Consider the following 17,539-nt stretch of genomic DNA (forward strand, 5'->3'; position numbering starts at 1 on the left):
TAACTCGGGTTGAGGAAAGCCGTCATGACGGAAGAAAGACCCCTGCTGGAAGCCCGGCAGGTGTTCAGGGGATTTTTCGGCAATCCCGTTTTGAAGGGCGTCGATATCGCCCTTCTGCCGGGCAGGGTTCACGCCCTGCTCGGCGAAAACGGCGCCGGCAAGTCCACGCTGATCAACCTCCTGTCCGGTGCTCTCCAGCCGGACGGCGGTTCCATCCTCGTCGACGGCAAGCCGGTCGAACGCTTCAGCCCGGCGGCTGCGCGCTCGGCGGGTATTGCCGTCGTTCAGCAGGAGCTGAGCCTCACGGCCAGTCTCTCGATTGCCGAAAACATCGGGCTCGGCGCATTTCCGCGCCGGTTCGGTCTCATCGATTACAGAGCGCTCCATCGCGGCGTTCGACACGTTTGCGACATGGTGGGGCTTACCGAGCCGCTCGACATGCCGGTCGCCGACCTCGCGCTCGGCCGCCGTCAGATGGTGGAGATCGCCAAGGCGCTATTCCGCAAGCCGCGTGTGCTGATCCTGGACGAACCGACCTCATCGCTTTCCGCGCACGAAGCCGGCATCCTTGCCCGCCTGATCGAGACGCTCAAGCACCGCGGCACGGCACTTCTCTATATTTCACACCGCCTCAACGAGGTGCAGGCGCTCTGCTCGCACGTCACGGTGCTGAAGGACGGCCTGGTCACCGCCGACCAGTCGTTGTCCGGCATCGACGGCGAAGGCCTGGTGCGCCTGATGGTCGGCCGCGAGACCGGCGACCTGTTCCCGCCGCGCTCCGTCACCGCACCCGGGGCGATGCGCATCAGCATCGAAGGCTTTTCCGCCGGCATGGTGCGTGACGTCAGCTTCTCCGCCCGCGCCGGCGAGATCGTCGGCATCGGCGGGCTCGTGGGGCAAGGGCAGGAAGACTTGCTGCTCGGCCTCTACGGCGCGATTCCAGCCTCCGCCGCTCGGGCGGAGGTATCCGGCAAACCCGCCCTGCCCGCCCATGTCGGCGAGGCGAATGCCGCCGGCATCGTCTATGTCCCGGCCGACCGCAAGCATGAGGGGCTGGTGCTGCCCCATTCCATCGCCTCCAATCTCATCCTGCCCTCGCTCGGACGGCTCGCCCGCAAAGGGCTGCGCGACCGGCCGGCGGAAACCGGCCTGGTCGCCGATCTGGCGCGCCGGCTGACGATCAAGGGCGATACGGCCCGCCCGGTGCAGGCGCTTTCCGGCGGCAACCAGCAGAAGGTGGCGCTCGCCAAATGGCTGCCGCTCGATCCCTCCGTTCTGCTCCTCAACGATCCGACCCGCGGCGTCGACATCGAGACCAAGCGGGAAATCTACCTGATGCTCCGCGCCTTCGCCGCCGAGGGGCGGCTCGTCATCCTGGCTAGCTCCGATACGCCGGAGCTCGTGCATCTCTGCGACCGTGTCGTGGTTCTGCGCGAGGGGCGCATCGCGGCCGTGCTGTCGCAAGATGAAATCAGCGAAGGAGCGATCGTCGGCGCGGCGATGGGCGTCACCACCACGACGCAGGGAGAGGCGGCATGAGCACAAGTTCGTCATCCCGGCTCTACGGCGCGATCCAGCTTCGCCGCAACCGCGGCCTTGCCGGCCTCTATCTGGTTGTCGCCGCCTTTCTCATTCTCTATGCGCTGCTCTTTCCCGGCATCCTTTCGATCGGCGGCTTCTCCAAGTTCACGCAGAACTGGTTCCCGCTCGCACTCGTCACCATGGCGCAGGCGCTGCTCATGCTGAACGGCGGCATTACGCTGGCGATCGGCCCGCTCGTCAGTCTTGGAGCGGTGATCGCCGCGACGACGATGGAAGGAGCGCTCGGCGTGCCGGGAGGCATTCTTGCGGTCTCGCTTGCCGGTCTTTCGATCGGCGCCGTCATCGGCGCCATCGTCACATATCTGAGGCTGCCTGCAATCATCGTCACGCTTGCCGGCTCTTTCATCATCGGCGGGGTCGCACTCATCCTGCTGCCGCGGCCGGGTGGGTTCATTCCCGATTGGCTGTCGACGGTATTGGCCGGCCACACGCCCGTCGCCTTCCTGCTGCTCATTGTGATCCTCGTACTCTGGAAGGCCTTTCTCGCAACGCCGCTCGGCCTCGGCATCTACGCGGCCGGCGACAATCCGGTCGGCGCGTTCCGCTCCGGCGTCCCGGTCGAACGGGTGAAGGTCGCAGCCTTCGCCCTGTCCGGCCTTCTCGCAGCCCTGACCGGTCTCTTCGTTGCTGCGCAGACCGGCTCGGGTGATCCCGTCATCGGCACGCCCTTCACGCTGAACTCGATCGCCGCCGCCGTGCTCGGCGGCGTGGGTTTCCTCGGCGGCAAGGGCACGATGCGCGGCGCGATCTGCGGCAGCCTGCTGCTCTCGGTGATGATCAACGTCATGTTCTTCCTGGGCTTTCCGCCGGTCGCCCAATATGTCGCTCAAGGGTTGATCATCGTCGGCGCAGTCGCCGTTCCGGAACTTCTTGGGGCTTGGAGGGCAAGGCGATGAACATCATCAGGTCCGTGTTCCGCAATCCATCGCTGCTGACCTTCCTTCTGGTCGCGCTCGTCTGGATCGCCGCCAGCGTCTCGCTGCGTGGTTTCGGCGCCTATGGCCACCTGCGCTACCTGCTCGAACTCGCCGCGGTGATAGGCATCGCGGCCGCCGGCCAGACGCTCGTCATCCTGATGGGCGGCATCGATCTCTCCGTCGGCGCGGTCATCACCGTCACGGCGATCCTGCTGCCGCTGATTTCGCCCGCCTGGGATCCGACCGGCCTCGCCGGCATCGCGGCGGCCCTTGCCATCGCCACCGGCATCGGCCTGATGAACGGCGCCGGTGCTGCCTATCTTCGCGTGCCGCCGATCATCATGACGCTTGCCATGGCGACCTTCCTGCAGGGCCTGCTCGTCATCGTCGCCGGCGGCAGCGCGGTCACCGTCAGCAACCCGGCGGTCATTCTACTCGGGCAGGCGCGGCCGTTCGGCATTCCCTCGGGCATCATTCTGTGGCTCGTCGTCTCGATCGTCGTCCTGCTGCTCGTCCACCGCATGCCGATCGGCGCGCGTTTCCTGGCGCTTGGGGCGAACCCGCTGGCGGCCCGGCTTTCCGGCGTCAGCGTCACCCGCAACACGCTGATCGTCCATACGCTGTCCGGCTTTTTCGCAGGGCTTGCCGGCATTCTCCTGCTGGGCATGAACCGGCAAGGGTATGTCGGCATCGGCGACCCCTATCTGCTGACCTCGATCGCCGCCGTCGTGCTCGGCGGCACCTCCATCCTCGGCGGCCGCGGCACCTATGCCGGGACCATTCCGGGAGCAATCCTGCTCGTCACGACGACGGCGCTGATCACGGTCGTCAACGCCTCGCCCGGCTGGCGCTCGATCATGTTCGGCACGCTGATCCTTGCCCTTCTGCTCGTTTCCGGCCGCGAGGCGCGCCGATGACGGAACTCTATGACGGGCCGGTGATCGACCCGCACCATCACCTCTGGGACCTTAGCCTGCAACGCCATCCCTGGCTGCAGAAGGCCAGGGCTTCCGGCGAAGAGATGGTTTTCGGAAGCCTCGCGCCGATCCTGCGCGACTATGGCATCGACGATTATCGCGCCGATGCTGCCCGCCAGAACGTGGTTGCAACGGTGCATGTGGAAGCCGGCTGGTCCGTTGCCTACACATTGGAAGAGAGCCGCTGGCTGGATGGCCTCGACCGCAGCTCTGGCGTGGCGCACCGTTATATCGCGCGCGTGCCTCTCGATGGGCCGGACGCTATGCGCCGGCTCGAGGCGGAAGCGGCAAACCCGAATGTCGTCGGCATCCGTGATATTTTGAGCTGGCATCCGGACGCGGCGAAGAGTTTTGCTTCGCGCCCGAACCGCATGGGCGATCCCACCTGGCGGGCGGGGCTTGTCCATGCCACCCGGCTCGGGCTGGTCTTCGACCTGATGCTTTATCCCTGGCAGATGCATGAGGCGCTCGAACTGGCGCGCGCTTTTCCGGAAACGCTTTTCGTGCTTAACCACGGCGGTAGCCCGGCTGACCGGACGGAGGACGGCATGGCGCTCTGGCGCCGCGGCCTGCGGGCGCTCGGCAACGAGCCGAATCTGCGCCTGAAGATCTCCGACCTTGTCGCCTACGACAACGCGTGGACGCTCGAAAGCCTGCGGCCAGTGATCGAGCATTGCCTCGAGTGTTTCGGTCCGGCGCGCGCCATGTTCGCGAGCGACTTTCCGGTCGCGGGCCTGCATGCCTCTTTCGACGAGGTCTACCAGGTTTTTCGCACGGTCGCCGCGCAGCTGTCTTACGACGAGCAGCGCGCCCTGTTCTTTGCCACCGCCAACGACACCTATCGCGTCGGTATCGCCGACCCGGCCGAGATCAGGAGTGGCTGCCATGTCTGACCTTCATATCACAACGGAAAACGTGTTGATCGACGAGCGGGTGCGCGGTTTTCCGCCGGGCAATCCGCCGCTCCCGCTTGATGCCATCGGCAAGCAGGGATGGAAGCCCTATGATGGCAGGATGGCCCTGCCGCTGATCTCGCTCGACCGGCAGGCTTTCTCCGGCAATGTCGAACTGATGATGGCCTATGTGAAGAGCCACGGCGCCGAGATCGCGCCGCACGCCAAGACACCGATGTCGACGGCGCTGGCGGAGGCACTTCTGGCGGCAGGCGCCTGGGGCACGACGGTCGCCGATATCCGCCAGGCCGCCGTCCTGCTCAAGGCGGGACAACGCCGGCTGATCCTCGCCAACGAAATCGGCGGGGCCGCCGCTGCCTGCCGGCTCGCGGCCCTGCTTGGCCACTATCCCGATGCCGAACTCCACATCTTCGTGGATTCGACAGCGCTCGTCGATGCTCTCCGTACCGCATGGCAGGAGCGTGCCGATCTGCCGCCCCTCGGCCTGCTGGTGGAGTTCGGCGCCGGCCGCGCCGGTGCCCGCGGCGTCGACGCCGCCGAGGCAATTCTCGAGGCGATCCTTGCCGCGGAGACGCCGGCCTTCCGGCTGACCGGCATCGCCGCCTATGAGGGGGCGGCGGCGACCGCCGATGCGCAAGAGACGATGCGTCGCATCGACGCGCTGATGGCGGTGACATCAGATTTCCTGCCGAAGCTGCGCGCCCGCATCGGCGACGAGCGGCCGCTCCTGGTCACCGCCGGCGGCTCGGTGTTTTTCGATGTGGTGATTGCCAGGCTTTCCGCCGCCATCGCGGCCGATCCCGCCTGCCGGCTGGTGCTGCGCAGCGGCGCGATCTTCTTCCACGATCACGGCATTTACGAGCGCGGCCTTGCCGGCCTCGATGCACGCGGCGGTTTCCGCATCGGCGGCGAGACGATCTCGGCAGCCGCAGCTTTCCGTCCGGCGCTGCGGGTCTGGGCTGAGGTCCTGTCGCGGCCGGAGGCGCGGCTTGCGATCTGCGGCATGGGCATGCGCGACGTGGCGATGGACCAGGGCCTGCCGCGGCCGTTGGTGCTCTATCGCAATGGGGCCTATTTTGCCGATCTCGAAAGCGCTGAAGTGTTTCGGCTCAACGATCAGCACGCTTTCGTGGCCCTTGCCGACGGCGGCGACGTCGCGGTCGGCGACGTTATCGAGTACGGCATCTCGCATCCCTGCACCTGCCTTGACCGGCATGCCATCCTCTACGGCCTCGACCCGGACCATTCGGTGACCGCGGCCTATCTGACCAGCTTCGGCTGACCTCTCCCTCCAAAAGCAAGAAAAGGAAAACCCGCTTATGATCCAGCGTTATCAGAAAGGTTCGCGTATGAGCCAAGCCGTCAGCTACGGCGGTCTCGTCTATATTGCCGGCCAGGTCGCGGAAAATCGCAAGGCTGATATCGAGGATCAGACCCGCGACGTGCTCGGCAAGATCGACGCCCTCTTGAAGGAAGCCGGTATCGATCGCTCGCGCCTCATCGCCGTCAACGTCTTTCTGCCGGCGATCGTCGATTTCGAGGCGATGAACAGCGTCTATGATGACTGGATCGATATCGAAAACCCGCCGGCCCGCGCCTGCACCGAAGCACGTCTGGCCGATCCCGATCTGCGCGTCGAAATGACCGCGATCGCCGCCCTTTGACGGCATCGCAACCGTCCGCACTGGAGGCATCATGCATAGCGGTCTCGTCAATCCGATCGACTTTTTGCGCGAGGGCCGGCAGGCCGGCCACCTCGCCATTCCCTATTCGATCGACCGGTCGCCCTATTATCAGATCCGCATTCCGATCCTTCGCCTGAAAAATGGCGAGGGGCCGTCTTTGCTGCTGATGGCCGGCAACCATGGCGACGAGTATGAGGGCGAACTCCAGCTCGGCCGGCTGATGCGGCTGCTGGATGTCGCCGAAATCCGCGGCGCCGTCACCATCCTGCCGATGGCGAACCTGCCGGCGGTGATGGCGGCCAAGCGCTGCTCGCCCTTCGACGGCGGCAATCTCAATCGGGCGTTTCCCGGCGATCCCAGCGGCTCGCCGACGGCGCGCCTCGCGCATTTCCTCGAACACGAACTCTTTCCGCGCCATGACGTCGTGCTCGACCTGCATTCGGGCGGCACCTCCATGGCGCACCTGCCCTGCACGCTGATCGAGCGGCAGGCCGATACCGCGCGCTTCGAACGGTCCGTTTCGCTGATGCGCGCCATGGGGGCGGCGCATGCCTTCATCGCCGACAACGGGCCGACCGCACCGACATCGATGGGGGCTGCGGCAAGGGCTGGAACCATCGGTCTTTCCGGCGAGTTCGGCGGCGGCGGCACCGTAACGCCTGAGACAATGGCCTTCACGGCGGCGGCGATCGACCGGCTGCTCGTCACACTCGGCATCGTGAAGCGTCCGGTCCTGTCACGCATGCCGCTCGCCGAGCCCGGACCGTTGCAACTGCTGTCGCTATCCCGGCACAGCCAGGGCATCTATGCGAACCGCAGAGGCTGGTTCGAGCCGGCCGCAGCCCTCGGCGCCATCGTTGCCGCCGGCGAGCTTGCCGGATGGTATCATGATCTGGAACGCCTGGAGCAGCCGGAGGAAGAGCTGCGCTTTGCCGAGAGCGGCATTGTCATTTCCCACCGGCTGCATTGCGACAGCCAGGCCGGCGACTGCCTGATCCAGGTCGCCGAACCGATCGCATCCTGAGGGGCGCTGATCTGCTCAAGCGATTGCGTCGACCGCTGCCTTGACCCAATCGAGGCGCTTTGCCGGTATCAGGCCGTAATTGTAGAAATTCACGCCGTCGGCGCCGGCATCGACGGCGGCCTTGGCGCGTGCAGCGAGCACCGCCGGCCCGCTGACCTCAGGATAGAAGACGCGCAGGCCCACCCCGAGGAACTTGCCCGGTCCGATTGCCGCCCGGCCGGTCCGGATGACATCGGCGACGGCATCCGGCTGCATGTCGTAGCAGCAGAGGATCGCCCCGTCGCAGAGCTTGCCGGCGGCTGCCAGATCGACACCGCCGAGCCAGCCGTCCTTCAGGTCGATGAGCACAATGCGTGTCGCCGGATCGGCGGCCGCCTTGATCTCGCCGATCAGGCTGGTCACCGGTTCGTTGCGCCAGGTGAGATAGGCATGCAGATCAGGATGGTCGCGAAAGGCATCGATGCCCGCTGCCGGGAAGTCCGGGAACTGCCGTGCCGGGACAGCTCGTTCGCAGAGTTCCGCGATGAAGCGCGCGACCGTTCCGCGCGCGCCCTCGACCGGCACGCCGGCCTTTATGGCGCGCGCCGTGCAATGGTCGCAGAAGCAGAGCGACAGCAGGAAATCGTCTTCGGCGTTGAGCCCGACACCGTCTTTCTCGTGATGGTATTCATGGGCGAATCCCATGAAGTTCGGGCTCTCGAGTTCCACCATATCGGGCCGGTAGTTGGTCGTGATGTCGCGAACAAGGGTGACGGCATAGTCCCGCGCCGCCGGGCTGGAAGGGCAGAGATTGTAATAGTTGGGATTGCCGAAGGCGTTCCGCGTCACGTGATCGGGATGCAGCATGCCGAGGCGGCTATTGTGCAGGCAGACCGTCCAGCAGGAGACCTTGAGACCCGTCGCCTCGCGTTCCTTGACGAGCGCTTCCAGCATGTCGCCGCGCTCAGTGACATTCCCAGCCATCAGCGGCCGGATCAGCTTATCCCGCCACAGGCTTTCATCCGGCTGGAAGTAGACGGTCCCGTCCTCGGGGAAATAGGCCTTCTGCCGTGGGCTCCGCGGCTGGAGGAACCGGCCGGCGTGATAGGAGGTCGCCAGGCTGACCGTCGTCAGGCCCGCACGGCCGCGAAGCTCGGCGGCAAAGGCGTCGAGCCCCTGGTCCTGAATGTCCCAGGGGTAGGTCCACATGGAAAGATGCATGGCGTGCTCCCGTCGAGTCTGTCCATTTTATAGAACACGTGTCCATAATAGTGTCCAGACTGATCTTTGCGTGCAGGCGTCCGCAGTGTCGCGGGAGCATCCAGCCAAGTTGCTGTCCTTCAATCAAACGCGCGTTGATTGGCGGCATTCTCCTTGTAACGCGTGCGCGCCTGCTCGAGCCGCTCTGGGCCGCCGACCTGCGGAACGGCGACATCCCACCAGTGGCCACCTGCGTCGGTCCCGGGAACCGCATCGGTGTCGATCACCAGAACGCTCGGAATGTTGCGTTCCCGCGCCGCCACGATGCGTGCCTCGAGCTCGGCGATGGACCCTATCTTTTCGGCATGGGCGCCCATCGAGGCGGCATGCGCGACAAAGTCGATCTCGGGCTGCACGTCCACATCGCAGTCCTTGTACATGTTGTTGAACTCGGCGCCGCCGCACTCGATCTGGAGGCGGTTGATGCAGCCGTAACCGCGGTTGTCGGTCAACACGACGGTGAACGGCACCCGCCGCATGACGGCGGTTGCGATTTCCGAATTGGCCATCATGTAGGAGCCGTCGCCGACGAAGCAGATGACCTCCTTGTCAGGGCGAGCGAGCTTGATGCCCATGGCGCCCGCCACTTCGTACCCCATGCAGGAAAAACCATATTCCATGTGGTATCCGCCTCTGGCAGATTGCCAGAACACCTGCAGTGCGCCCGGCATGGTGCCGGCCGCGCACATGACCACGGAGTTTTCCGTCGCCATCCGCTGCACGGCGCCGATGACTTGCGCATCGGTGGGCAGGTTTCCAGGCCCGTCGGCTTCCGGCGCCGCCGTCACGCGCTCGACCGTTTTGTGCCAGTCGCTCCTGCTCCCGGCATCGACGCCAGGCCCGCGATACGCTTCGAGCGCCGCGGACAGGCGCGCCAGCGTGACCCTGGCATCGCCGACGCAGGGCAATGCCGAATGCTTGGTTGCGTCATATCCGGCAAGGTTGATCGAAGCGAGCCGGCGCGAGGGATTGCGGAAGAGCGTCCAGCTGCCTGTGGTGAAATCCTGGAAGCGCGTGCCGATGCCGATCACGAGGTCCGCCTCGGCGCAAAGCGCGTTGGCCGACGCCGATCCGGTCACACCAGGTGATCCGAAATTCAGCGGGTGCTCCCAGCTGTTGGCGCCCTTCCCGGCTTGCGTTTCGACAAATGGGATATGATGCTTTTCCGCGAATGCGGCAAGCTCGGCCTCGGCCTCAGAATAGATAACGCCGCCACCGGAAATGATCACCGGCCTGCGCGCCGCCCGGATGGCATCGGCAAGATCTGCGACCTCCCGCGGATCCGGTTCGGGACGGCGGATGCGCCACACCTTCGGTTTGAAAAATGCCTGAGGGTAGTCGTAGAGCTCTGCTTGCACATCCTGGCAGAAGGCGAGCGTAACGGGGCCGCAGCTGCCGGGATCGGTCATGACGGCCAGGGCGCGCGGCAAGCAAGTCAGGAGATGCTCGGGACGGGCGATCCGGTCGAAATAGGCTGAGACCGGCCGGAAGCAGTCATTGGCGCTGACGGTTCCGTCGTTCATATCCTCGATCTGCTGCAACACCGGCTCGGGGCGGCGATTGGCGAACACGTCGCCGGGTATGAAAAGCACGGGCAATCTGTTGACATGGGCAAGCGCGCAAGCCGTGACCATATTGGTGGCGCCGGGGCCGATCGAGGATGTCACGGCCTGGGCGCGCCGGCGCTTCAGCGTCTTCGCATAAGCGATCGCCGCATGCGCCATGGTCTGTTCGTTCTGGCCGCGCCATGTGGGAAGGGCGTCGCCAATCCCATGCAGCGCCTCTCCGATGCCGGCGACGTTGCCGTGACCGAAGATCGCCCAGACGCCTTCGATGAAGCGTTCGCCATCCTCGGTCATCTGGACCGAGAGCCATTTCATCATGGCCTGCGCGGCTGTCATTCGTACCGTTGTCATTCTGCTGCCTCCTGCACGCGCGCCCGCGCGCCGTCCCAGACCGTGCAAAGCCGGGAATATCGTTTCGCCATCTCTTCGACGGCCTCTTCATCACTGATCGAGCCCTCGAACCAGCCGCGGGCGACGGAGCCGAAGATTGTTCGGCCGACGGCAAATCCCTTGACGAGCGGGAAGCTTGCGGCAACTTCGAAGCTCGCCTTTAACACCTCCTCCGGCGCATCCAGGCCGAGGACGACGATCCCTCTTGTATGACGATCGTTTTCCTCGATGGCGGCACAGACCTGCGCCCAAGCTTCGGGCTCGTCCATCGGTTCGAGCTTCCACCAGTCGGGATAAATACCTTCGGCATAGAAGCGGCGGATCAGTGTCGCGGTTGTGTCCGTGGTGATGCTTGCGACCTTGGAAGGGATGACCTCGAGCAGGAATTCCAACTTGTTGCGGCGCGAGGCCACGTAAAGTCGCCGCACTTCCGCCAGCTGCTGGGCCCAGGTCGCATCGTCGTCATCGGGGTGGCAGAAGGAGAGCACCTTGACGACGTTCTCGCGCGCCCATTCCGAAAGCCCCCCGCAATCGGGACCGAGTGACGGCTCCAGGCTAAGCGGCCGAGACCCCGGCCATTCGCAGGGTCTGCCGATCCAAAGGCCGGTCCCGGAGGCAGCGTGGAGTGCGCGCCGGCCAATTCGGTCGTCGCAGAGGATTCCATAACCGGAACGCCCGTTCTGCACCTTGAGTGCCGCTTCAAGGCAAAGCTCCTTGAAGGCGCCGCCCTTCGACGGCGTGTAGCCCGCCATGCTTTCGAGCTGCATCCGGTGATCGAAGGCGAAGACTCGCATCTCGGACCAGTCGCCATGCCGGTTGGTCGACCAGTGTATCTGCTCCAGCGCCGGATCATTGCGCAGATCGGGGCGCGTCATGCCGCGCTCGAGGAAGAAATTCAGTTCCTGCAGCGACGGATATGCCGGCGTGCAGCCATGACGAGAGACGGCAAAAGCGCCGCAGGCATTGGCGTATCTGAGCGTGGTCGGCCAATCCTCGCCATCAAGCCAGCCTTTCAGCAGCCCGGCGAAAAAGCCGTCTCCGGCGCCGAGAACGTTGAAGACTTCGACCGGGAAACCCTCGCCCGAAATGCCCTCGTCCAGATTGTCCGGTATTGCATCTTCGAATGCGACCGCCCCTTTGGCGCCGCGTTTGCAGACGAGCGTCGCCGCAGTCACGGCGCGCACGGCCCGCAGTGCCGCTACGGTATCGGTCGTCCCGCCGGCGATGTGGAATTCTTCCTCCGTCCCGACAATCAAATCGAACAGATAAAGCGTCGTCTGGAGCTTTTCGGTCACCTTCCCGCTTGCCACATAGCGGCTTTCTCCCTCGCCATGGCCGGCCACCCCCCAAAGGTTTGGACGATAGTCGATGTCGAGAGCCGTCCTGGCGCCATGCTTGCGGGCAAAGCCGAGCGCCTTGAGCACGGCTGCTTCCGTGCGCGGATGGGAGAGGTGCGTTCCCGTCACCAGCACCGAACGGGCGCTGGAAACGAAAGCCTCATCGATATCCTGCTCGCAAAGCGCCATGTCGGCACAGTTTTCCCGATAGAATATCAGCGGGAAACGTTCCTCGTCCCGGATCCCGAGAATGACGAGTGCCGTCAGCCGCTCGGGATCGGTCACGACGCCTCTGCCGTCAACGCCATGCCGGGCAAGCTCCTCGCGAATGAACCGGCCCATATGCTCATCGCCAACCCGGGAGATCAGTGCCGACTTGAGGCCCAGTCGCGCCGTGCCGCAGGCAATGTTGGTCGGACTGCCGCCGATATATTTTTCGAAGGATCCCATATCCTCCAGCCGTCCTCCGACCTGCGCCCCATAGAGGTCGACGCCGGCGCGCCCGATCGTGATCACGTCCAATGTCTTGGTCATGTCGGTTTCCTCGCAATAGTATTGAATTCGGTCATGGTGATCGGGTTGGGCATCGTCGGCCTCTTCACAAGAAACGAACAATGCAAGGGAGCGCGGCCGAACGACCGCCCGCGCCTGTCCATCAGCGGCTGATCGTTGCCTGCAGCGCATCGATGGAGGATTGGATGCCGGCCTCGGTCGACATGGTGAAGTCTTCCATCTCGAGGCTGACCCAATCATTGTAGCCGACCATCCGCACCACGGAGAAGAACTCCTTCCACCATTGCAGGTCATGGCCGGCGCCGACGGCGACATAGTTCCAGCTGCGGTTGGCGACGTCGGTTACGTCCTTGAGCTCCAGCAAGCCGTTGACGTCGGCGAGGCCCCGTTCGATGCGGGTATCCTTGCCATGGCAATGATGGATGGCATTGCCGAGCGCACGGGCGGAGGCGATCGGGTCGGCGCCCATCCACATCAGATGCGACGGGTCGAGGTTCATGCCGACTTTCGCACCGACTTCGTTGCGCAGGCGGAAGAGGGTCTCGGGGTTCCATACGAGCATGGCCGAGAAGTTTTCCAGCGCATATTTTTCGACGCCGACCTCATCGGCGAGCTTGACCAGGCCGTGCCAGAGCGGGAAGGCTCGATCTTCCCACTGATATCGGTCGCGCTCAGGCATCTCGTTCGGCCAGCTCTTGGTGTAGACGAGCCAGTTCGGCACCGTGTCACCGGGGGCGGCTTCCGGCAGGCCGGACATGGTGACGATGTTCTTCACGCCGATTTCGCCGGCGAGCCGGATGGTGTCTTCCATTTCCTTGCGGTGGCGCTTGCCCATGTCACCCGGATCGAGCGGGTTTGCCGAGCAATTCAGCGCGGCGATTTCCAGGCCGCGGGCTTCGATTTCCTTCAGCTTGGTCTTGAGCAGGCCCCTGTCGGCCAGCAGCTCGTCCGCACGGAAGTGCGGCCCGCGCGACCAGCCGCCGCCGGTCATCTCGATACCCTCGACACCAAGTTTGACGCATTTGTCGAGCATGTCCGTGAAGGAGAGGTCGCCCATCACGTCGGTGCAGATCGATAGTTTCATGTCATTGTCTTTCTAAAAAAGGGTGTCGGGGACGCGCCTGGGAGGAGGATGGAGGAGATCCGACGCGCCCCCTGATCGATCACTTGAACTCGACCCAGGCCGAACCTGCGTCCGCCGAGCGAACGCAGTTTTCCAGCCAGCGCACACCTTCGGTGCCGGCTTCGATGCCGGGATAGTGATGGCCCTTGAGGAATGCCTCGTCGCCGCGGCGTTTTGCGTCGATCGCCTTCGCGATCCAGAGGTAGATGTTCGCCCAGCTGTCGCCCAAGCCTTCGGTGTGCAGCGCGCCCATGCGATCGTAGGCGAGGCTTTCCTCTTCGAGGTAGGGCATGCCGTGATGCAAGGTGCGGTTCGGTTCACCCTGTACCTCGTAAATCAGCTGGTCGGGGTGGGAATCGGACCATTCGATGGAGGCCTTGGAGCCGACGAAACGGTAGCGCTGCGAACCCATATTCCCGGCATTCACCGAGGATACCCAGAGACGGCCGCGGGCGCCGTTGTCGTAATGCATGAGAACGGTCGCGTGGTCTTCCAGCGGCGCACGGGTCGGAATGAAGGCCTTGCGGTCGCAGAGCAGCCTTTCGATCTTCATATGCGGCAGCACTACTTCGGAGAGATAATAGAGGTGCGTGCCGATATCGCCGAGAACGAAGGTCGGGCCGGCCGTCTTCGGATTGGTGCGCCATTTCACGGCTTCGCCGGCGCCCACATCGTCGCCCGCGTTGAAGCCGTGGGAATATTGCATGTCGACGATGCGGATATCGCCGAGCATGCCCTTCTTGACCATCGCCGCCATCTGATGAACCAGCGGATGGCCGGTGAATCCGTAGGTGACGCCGACGATCAGGCCCTTCTCTTTCGCCAGCCTGGCGACCTCGTCGCATTCGGCGACGGTGAAGAACAGCGGCTTTTCGCAAATGACGTGAAGACCGGCTTCCAGGCACGCCTTGGTGATCTCGTAATGGGTGAAGTTCGGCGTGGCGATCGAGACGACCTCGACACCGTCCTCACGCCCGGCCTCTTTGGCGATCAGCTCCTTATAGTCGCCATAGCACCTGTCCGCAGTAACGCCGATCTTCGTGCCGAAGTCGCGTCCACGCTCGGCGTCGAGATCGAATGCTCCGCAGATGAGCCGGTAGGTGCCGTCCCGCTGGGCGCCGGTTCTATGCTTGTAGCCCACCTGCCCGGTGCGGCCGCCGCCGACCATGCCCCAACGCAGGGGGCGCTCGATGGATCTTTCTCCGTTGATCATCTTCTGTCCTTCCAGGAATGATGTCTGTGATGTTTGAGCGTTCCGGGCAGAACCCCGGCCGCGGTCGCTTGCGCCAATCGCCTGGCTGCATCGCGAACCGCTAGAGGGGCATCGCGCGTTATTTCGCGGTCCAGTATTTGTCGACAAAGCGCTGCATTTCGGCGCGCATGAACTTGCCGGAGTGGTCGGCCTTGTCCTCCCAGGCGAAGACGCATGCGGTCATGATGCCGTCGAACCCGATCTCCGCCAGCGTGCTGAAGAAGTCTTCCCATGGAACCTCGCCCTGCCCGATGTTCAGGTGCTGATGCACCCTGGCCTGCGTGCCCGGAGGGTTGAGGATGTAGCGGAGCCCCGAAGAGGCCTTGTGATTGAAAGTGTCGCCGACATGGACATGGGCGAGCACGTCCTTTGCTTCCCGGAGCATCGCCTTGGTATCATCGCCGAAGTAGAAGGTATGCGGCGCGCAATAGAGGAACTTGACGTTCTTCGAGTTGACCGTCCTGATGATATCGAGCGCCGGCTGCAAGGTTTCGCACCAATCCTCGGGATGCGGTTCGACGTGCAGGTTGATGCCTTCCTTTTCAAAGATCGGCACCAATTCTTCCATCGAGCGCCACCAGGCGTCTTCGCAGGCCTCAATCATGGAGCCGGTATGGCAGCAGTAGCACGAACCCTTGTCCGGATGAGGCCCGCGGCCGAATTCCGAGTTCATCGTGTCGACGCCGAGTTCGACACTGATCTCAATGGCGCGCTTCCAGTGCTTGACGGCAGCTTGCCGCTCATTTTCATCGTTCGAGGCCCACCGATACATCGGCAGGATCGAGGCAATGCCGACATTGGCATCGGCAAGCGCTTTCTTGAATGCCTTGGCGCGGGCCGGAAACACGCGCGGCGCCTTGAACCACTCGAGAAAATCGGCCCGGGGGCTGAGCTCTATCCACTCGTATCCGAGTTCAGCCACTTTCGAGGGCAATTCTTCGAGTGAGAGGTGGCGATGCATAAAGGGATCGATTGCAATCTTCATGGCTGTTACCCGTCCGATGATTGTGCTGGGCCATCCCGCCGGGATAGGCGAGCTCTTTAGAGTTTCTGGAGTTCATCCGCGGCGTCGGTCGGTCAGACCGGTGGGGGATGTCCGCTATGCGCCGTCGAGTACGCTTCGATTTCGGCTTCGAGTTCGGCCATGGCCTCGCCTCCTGCCATCAGGTCGGTAATCTCTTCGCGCGTCTTTTCACCCTTGCGAAAGTCGGCCGCCTTCGCACCCTTGATGAGCACCGCGAAGTGGTCTCCCACCGTCATGGCGTGAATGACGTTGTGAGTGATGAAAATGACGGCGAGGCCGCGACGGCGCGCTTCCAGGACGATACGCAGCACATGCGCCGCCTCCTTGACGCCGAGAGCGGCGGTCGGCTCGTCGAGGATTAGCACCCGGGCGCCGAAGTGGACGGCTCGGGCGATTGCCAGAGATTGCCGCTCCCCGCCCGACAGGCCGCCGATCAGGCGGTCGCCATCGTCGATGCGGGTGATGCCGAACTCGCGCACGGCCTTGACCGCGATTTCATTGGCTGCCTTGCGATCGTAGATTTTGAACGGGCCGAAGCCCTTGGTCAGTTCCCGCCCCACGAAGAACGAACGGCCGATGCTCATCAGCGGAAAGGTGCCGCCGAACTGATGAACCGTTGCAATGCCGAGGTCTGCGGCTTCGCGCGGATTCTGGAAGACGATCGGCCGGCCTTCGAACTTCACCGCGCCGCTCGTCGGCTTGTAGACACCGGCAAAGGTCTTGATCAGGGTGGACTTTCCCGCGCCGTTGTCACCCAGCAGGCAAAGCACTTCACCGGGATGGACGCTCAATGTGATGTCGTAGAGCACATCGATCGGGCCGAAGGACTTGTTGACGTTTTCAAGTTCAAGAATTGGGCCAGCCATGTCTCAGCTCTCACTTCTTCTTCTTGGGTGAATAGGTCAGCGCCATCTGGCGGAACGTATTGTTCATGAGGACGGCCACGAGCAGCATCACGCCGATGATCAGGCTCGACCAGTTGCGGTCGAAGGTCGTGAAATAGATGCCTTGGTTGACGACGGCGAAGGTGATCGTGCCGAAGAAGATCCCGATCACCGACCCGAACCCTCCGGTCAGCAGCACACCTCCGACGACGACCGAGATGATCGAGTTGAAGATGAATGTCATTCCGCCCGAAACCTGCGCGGAATTGAACAGGATGGCCTGACACATGCCGACGAAGGACGCGCTCATCGCCGAGAGGACGAAGAGGACCATCGTCAGACGGGTCGTCGGAATGCCGGCGTTGCGGGCACTGACCTTGTCTCCGCCCATCGCGAAAATCCAGTTCCCGTAAGGCGAGAAGTGAATGAAGAAGATGAAGATCGCTGTGATGGCCACCCACCATAGAATGATCACCTGAAACGACCCGGCCAGGAACTGCCCGAAAAGGAACTTTGCCCAGGGGTCGGCCGTCAGCGCCACGCTCGTGGTGCCGGTGACGAGAACCGAGGTGCCAAGCATCAGGCCCTGTACAGCAAAGAGGGTACCGAGCGTTACGATCAGCGACGGCACGGCTGTGTGCACGACGAGGTAGCCGTTGACCAGCCCGACCATGAGGCCGAAGGCAAGCGCACCGAGCATTCCGACCCACATGGGAAGATCGTAGTAGCCCGAGAGGACCGCAACCGTCATGGAGCCGGCGGGGATCATCGCGCCAATCGAAATGTCGAGATCGCCTGCGATCATCAAAAGTCCGATGGGAAGAGCGATAATGCCGAGATTGGCGGCGACGTTGAGCCAGCTTGCGGCGCCGGCGGGCTCCAGGAACTTGGTGCTGCCGAATACGACGAAGAACACGAGGACGCCGACAAGTCCGAGGAATGCACCCGCCTCGGGACGGCGCAACAGGTTGCCGAATGAAAGATTGTTCATATGCCTACCCCAGTTTGGGCGTGAATCTCCAGGCGCGCGGACGCGGTTGTCCGCACGCTCGATAAACTTCGACCCGCGGATATCCCGCGGGCCGGAGCCCGT

At 63.8% G+C, this 17,539-nt stretch carries 15 protein-coding genes; 7 read left to right on the plus strand and 8 right to left on the minus strand.

What is annotated here, in order from left to right; all coding sequences use genetic code 11:
* The first annotated feature begins 24 nt into the window (after positions 1-24).
* Genes J3P73_RS33885 through J3P73_RS33915 form a run of 7 tightly spaced genes read left to right on the plus strand, consistent with a single transcriptional unit; the run spans position 25 to position 7,119 of the window.
* The gene (locus J3P73_RS33885) at positions 25-1,539 is read left to right on the plus strand and encodes a sugar ABC transporter ATP-binding protein (protein ID WP_207580112.1); all 1,515 of its coding nucleotides are present in this window, start codon (positions 25-27) and stop codon (positions 1,537-1,539) included.
* Complete coding sequence (locus J3P73_RS33890; protein ID WP_027688653.1) at positions 1,536-2,498, plus strand: ABC transporter permease; 963 nt, start codon at positions 1,536-1,538, stop codon at positions 2,496-2,498. Before J3P73_RS33885 ends, J3P73_RS33890 begins: the two co-directional genes overlap by 4 nt.
* Positions 2,495-3,436, plus strand: coding sequence for an ABC transporter permease (locus tag J3P73_RS33895; protein ID WP_130704098.1), 942 nt, complete (start codon positions 2,495-2,497; stop codon positions 3,434-3,436). Before J3P73_RS33890 ends, J3P73_RS33895 begins: the two co-directional genes overlap by 4 nt.
* Complete coding sequence (locus J3P73_RS33900) at positions 3,433-4,389, plus strand: amidohydrolase family protein (RefSeq protein WP_207580113.1); 957 nt, start codon at positions 3,433-3,435, stop codon at positions 4,387-4,389. Before J3P73_RS33895 ends, J3P73_RS33900 begins: the two co-directional genes overlap by 4 nt.
* Positions 4,382-5,692 (plus strand): alanine racemase, encoded by a 1,311-nt coding sequence (locus J3P73_RS33905; protein ID WP_207580114.1) that lies wholly within the window; start codon positions 4,382-4,384, stop codon positions 5,690-5,692. Before J3P73_RS33900 ends, J3P73_RS33905 begins: the two co-directional genes overlap by 8 nt.
* A 37-nt stretch (positions 5,693-5,729) precedes the next feature.
* Positions 5,730-6,074, plus strand: coding sequence for a RidA family protein (locus J3P73_RS33910; RefSeq protein ID WP_024320306.1), 345 nt, complete (start codon positions 5,730-5,732; stop codon positions 6,072-6,074).
* A 31-nt stretch (positions 6,075-6,105) separates the two neighbouring features.
* Positions 6,106-7,119, plus strand: a complete 1,014-nt coding sequence (locus J3P73_RS33915; protein ID WP_207580115.1) for a succinylglutamate desuccinylase/aspartoacylase family protein — start codon at positions 6,106-6,108, stop codon at positions 7,117-7,119.
* A gap of 15 nt (positions 7,120-7,134) precedes the next feature.
* Here the strand turns inward: J3P73_RS33915 and J3P73_RS33920 are convergent, their stop codons facing one another.
* From J3P73_RS33920 to J3P73_RS33955, 8 genes are all read right to left on the minus strand, one after another.
* Entirely contained in the window at positions 7,135-8,319 is a 1,185-nt protein-coding gene (locus tag J3P73_RS33920; RefSeq protein WP_207580116.1) for a hypothetical protein, read from the minus strand.
* 119 nt (positions 8,320-8,438) lie between these two features.
* On the minus strand, positions 8,439-10,274 hold the full coding sequence (gene iolD, locus J3P73_RS33925; protein ID WP_207580117.1) for a 3D-(3,5/4)-trihydroxycyclohexane-1,2-dione acylhydrolase (decyclizing): 1,836 nt from the start codon (positions 10,272-10,274) through the stop codon (positions 8,439-8,441).
* A complete protein-coding gene (locus tag J3P73_RS33930; protein WP_207580118.1) occupies positions 10,271-12,184 on the minus strand; it encodes a bifunctional 5-dehydro-2-deoxygluconokinase/5-dehydro-2-deoxyphosphogluconate aldolase in 1,914 nt (637 codons plus the stop codon). The genes iolD and J3P73_RS33930 overlap by 4 nt, the downstream gene beginning before the upstream one ends.
* Before the next feature lie 121 nt (positions 12,185-12,305).
* Complete coding sequence (locus J3P73_RS33935; RefSeq protein ID WP_207580119.1) at positions 12,306-13,247, minus strand: sugar phosphate isomerase/epimerase family protein; 942 nt, start codon at positions 13,245-13,247, stop codon at positions 12,306-12,308.
* A 79-nt stretch (positions 13,248-13,326) separates the two neighbouring features.
* Entirely contained in the window at positions 13,327-14,499 is a 1,173-nt protein-coding gene (locus J3P73_RS33940; RefSeq protein WP_207580120.1) for a Gfo/Idh/MocA family protein, read from the minus strand.
* Between the two features lie 118 nt (positions 14,500-14,617).
* The gene (locus J3P73_RS33945; RefSeq protein WP_027688643.1) at positions 14,618-15,523 is read right to left on the minus strand and encodes a sugar phosphate isomerase/epimerase family protein; all 906 of its coding nucleotides are present in this window, start codon (positions 15,521-15,523) and stop codon (positions 14,618-14,620) included.
* Positions 15,524-15,615: 92 nt separating this feature from the next.
* A complete protein-coding gene (locus tag J3P73_RS33950; RefSeq protein WP_018449063.1) occupies positions 15,616-16,428 on the minus strand; it encodes an ATP-binding cassette domain-containing protein in 813 nt (270 codons plus the stop codon).
* Between the two features lie 10 nt (positions 16,429-16,438).
* The gene (locus tag J3P73_RS33955) at positions 16,439-17,437 is read right to left on the minus strand and encodes an ABC transporter permease (RefSeq protein WP_130657989.1); all 999 of its coding nucleotides are present in this window, start codon (positions 17,435-17,437) and stop codon (positions 16,439-16,441) included.
* Between the last annotated feature and the right edge of the window lie 102 nt (positions 17,438-17,539).

The sequence above is a fragment of the Rhizobium ruizarguesonis genome, from assembly GCF_017357285.1.
In the GTDB taxonomy this organism is placed as follows: Bacteria; Pseudomonadota; Alphaproteobacteria; order Rhizobiales; family Rhizobiaceae; genus Rhizobium; species Rhizobium ruizarguesonis.

What these genes read in the sequence shown, in the direction of transcription:
- J3P73_RS33885 (WP_207580112.1), top strand. Translation starts at nt 25, where the DNA reads ATGACGGAAGAAAGACCCCTGCTGGAAGCCCGGCAGGTGTTCAGGGGA.
- J3P73_RS33890 (WP_027688653.1), top strand. Translation starts at nt 1,536, where the DNA reads ATGAGCACAAGTTCGTCATCCCGGCTCTACGGCGCGATCCAGCTTCGC.
- J3P73_RS33895 (WP_130704098.1), top strand. Translation starts at nt 2,495, where the DNA reads ATGAACATCATCAGGTCCGTGTTCCGCAATCCATCGCTGCTGACCTTC.
- J3P73_RS33900 (WP_207580113.1), top strand. Translation starts at nt 3,433, where the DNA reads ATGACGGAACTCTATGACGGGCCGGTGATCGACCCGCACCATCACCTC.
- J3P73_RS33905 (WP_207580114.1), top strand. Translation starts at nt 4,382, where the DNA reads ATGTCTGACCTTCATATCACAACGGAAAACGTGTTGATCGACGAGCGG.
- J3P73_RS33910 (WP_024320306.1), top strand. Translation starts at nt 5,730, where the DNA reads ATGATCCAGCGTTATCAGAAAGGTTCGCGTATGAGCCAAGCCGTCAGC.
- J3P73_RS33915 (WP_207580115.1), top strand. Translation starts at nt 6,106, where the DNA reads ATGCATAGCGGTCTCGTCAATCCGATCGACTTTTTGCGCGAGGGCCGG.
- J3P73_RS33920 (WP_207580116.1), bottom strand. Translation starts at nt 8,319, where the DNA reads ATGCATCTTTCCATGTGGACCTACCCCTGGGACATTCAGGACCAGGGG.
- iolD (WP_207580117.1), bottom strand. Translation starts at nt 10,274, where the DNA reads ATGACAACGGTACGAATGACAGCCGCGCAGGCCATGATGAAATGGCTC.
- J3P73_RS33930 (WP_207580118.1), bottom strand. Translation starts at nt 12,184, where the DNA reads ATGACCAAGACATTGGACGTGATCACGATCGGGCGCGCCGGCGTCGAC.
- J3P73_RS33935 (WP_207580119.1), bottom strand. Translation starts at nt 13,247, where the DNA reads ATGAAACTATCGATCTGCACCGACGTGATGGGCGACCTCTCCTTCACG.
- J3P73_RS33940 (WP_207580120.1), bottom strand. Translation starts at nt 14,499, where the DNA reads ATGATCAACGGAGAAAGATCCATCGAGCGCCCCCTGCGTTGGGGCATG.
- J3P73_RS33945 (WP_027688643.1), bottom strand. Translation starts at nt 15,523, where the DNA reads ATGAAGATTGCAATCGATCCCTTTATGCATCGCCACCTCTCACTCGAA.
- J3P73_RS33950 (WP_018449063.1), bottom strand. Translation starts at nt 16,428, where the DNA reads ATGGCTGGCCCAATTCTTGAACTTGAAAACGTCAACAAGTCCTTCGGC.
- J3P73_RS33955 (WP_130657989.1), bottom strand. Translation starts at nt 17,437, where the DNA reads ATGAACAATCTTTCATTCGGCAACCTGTTGCGCCGTCCCGAGGCGGGT.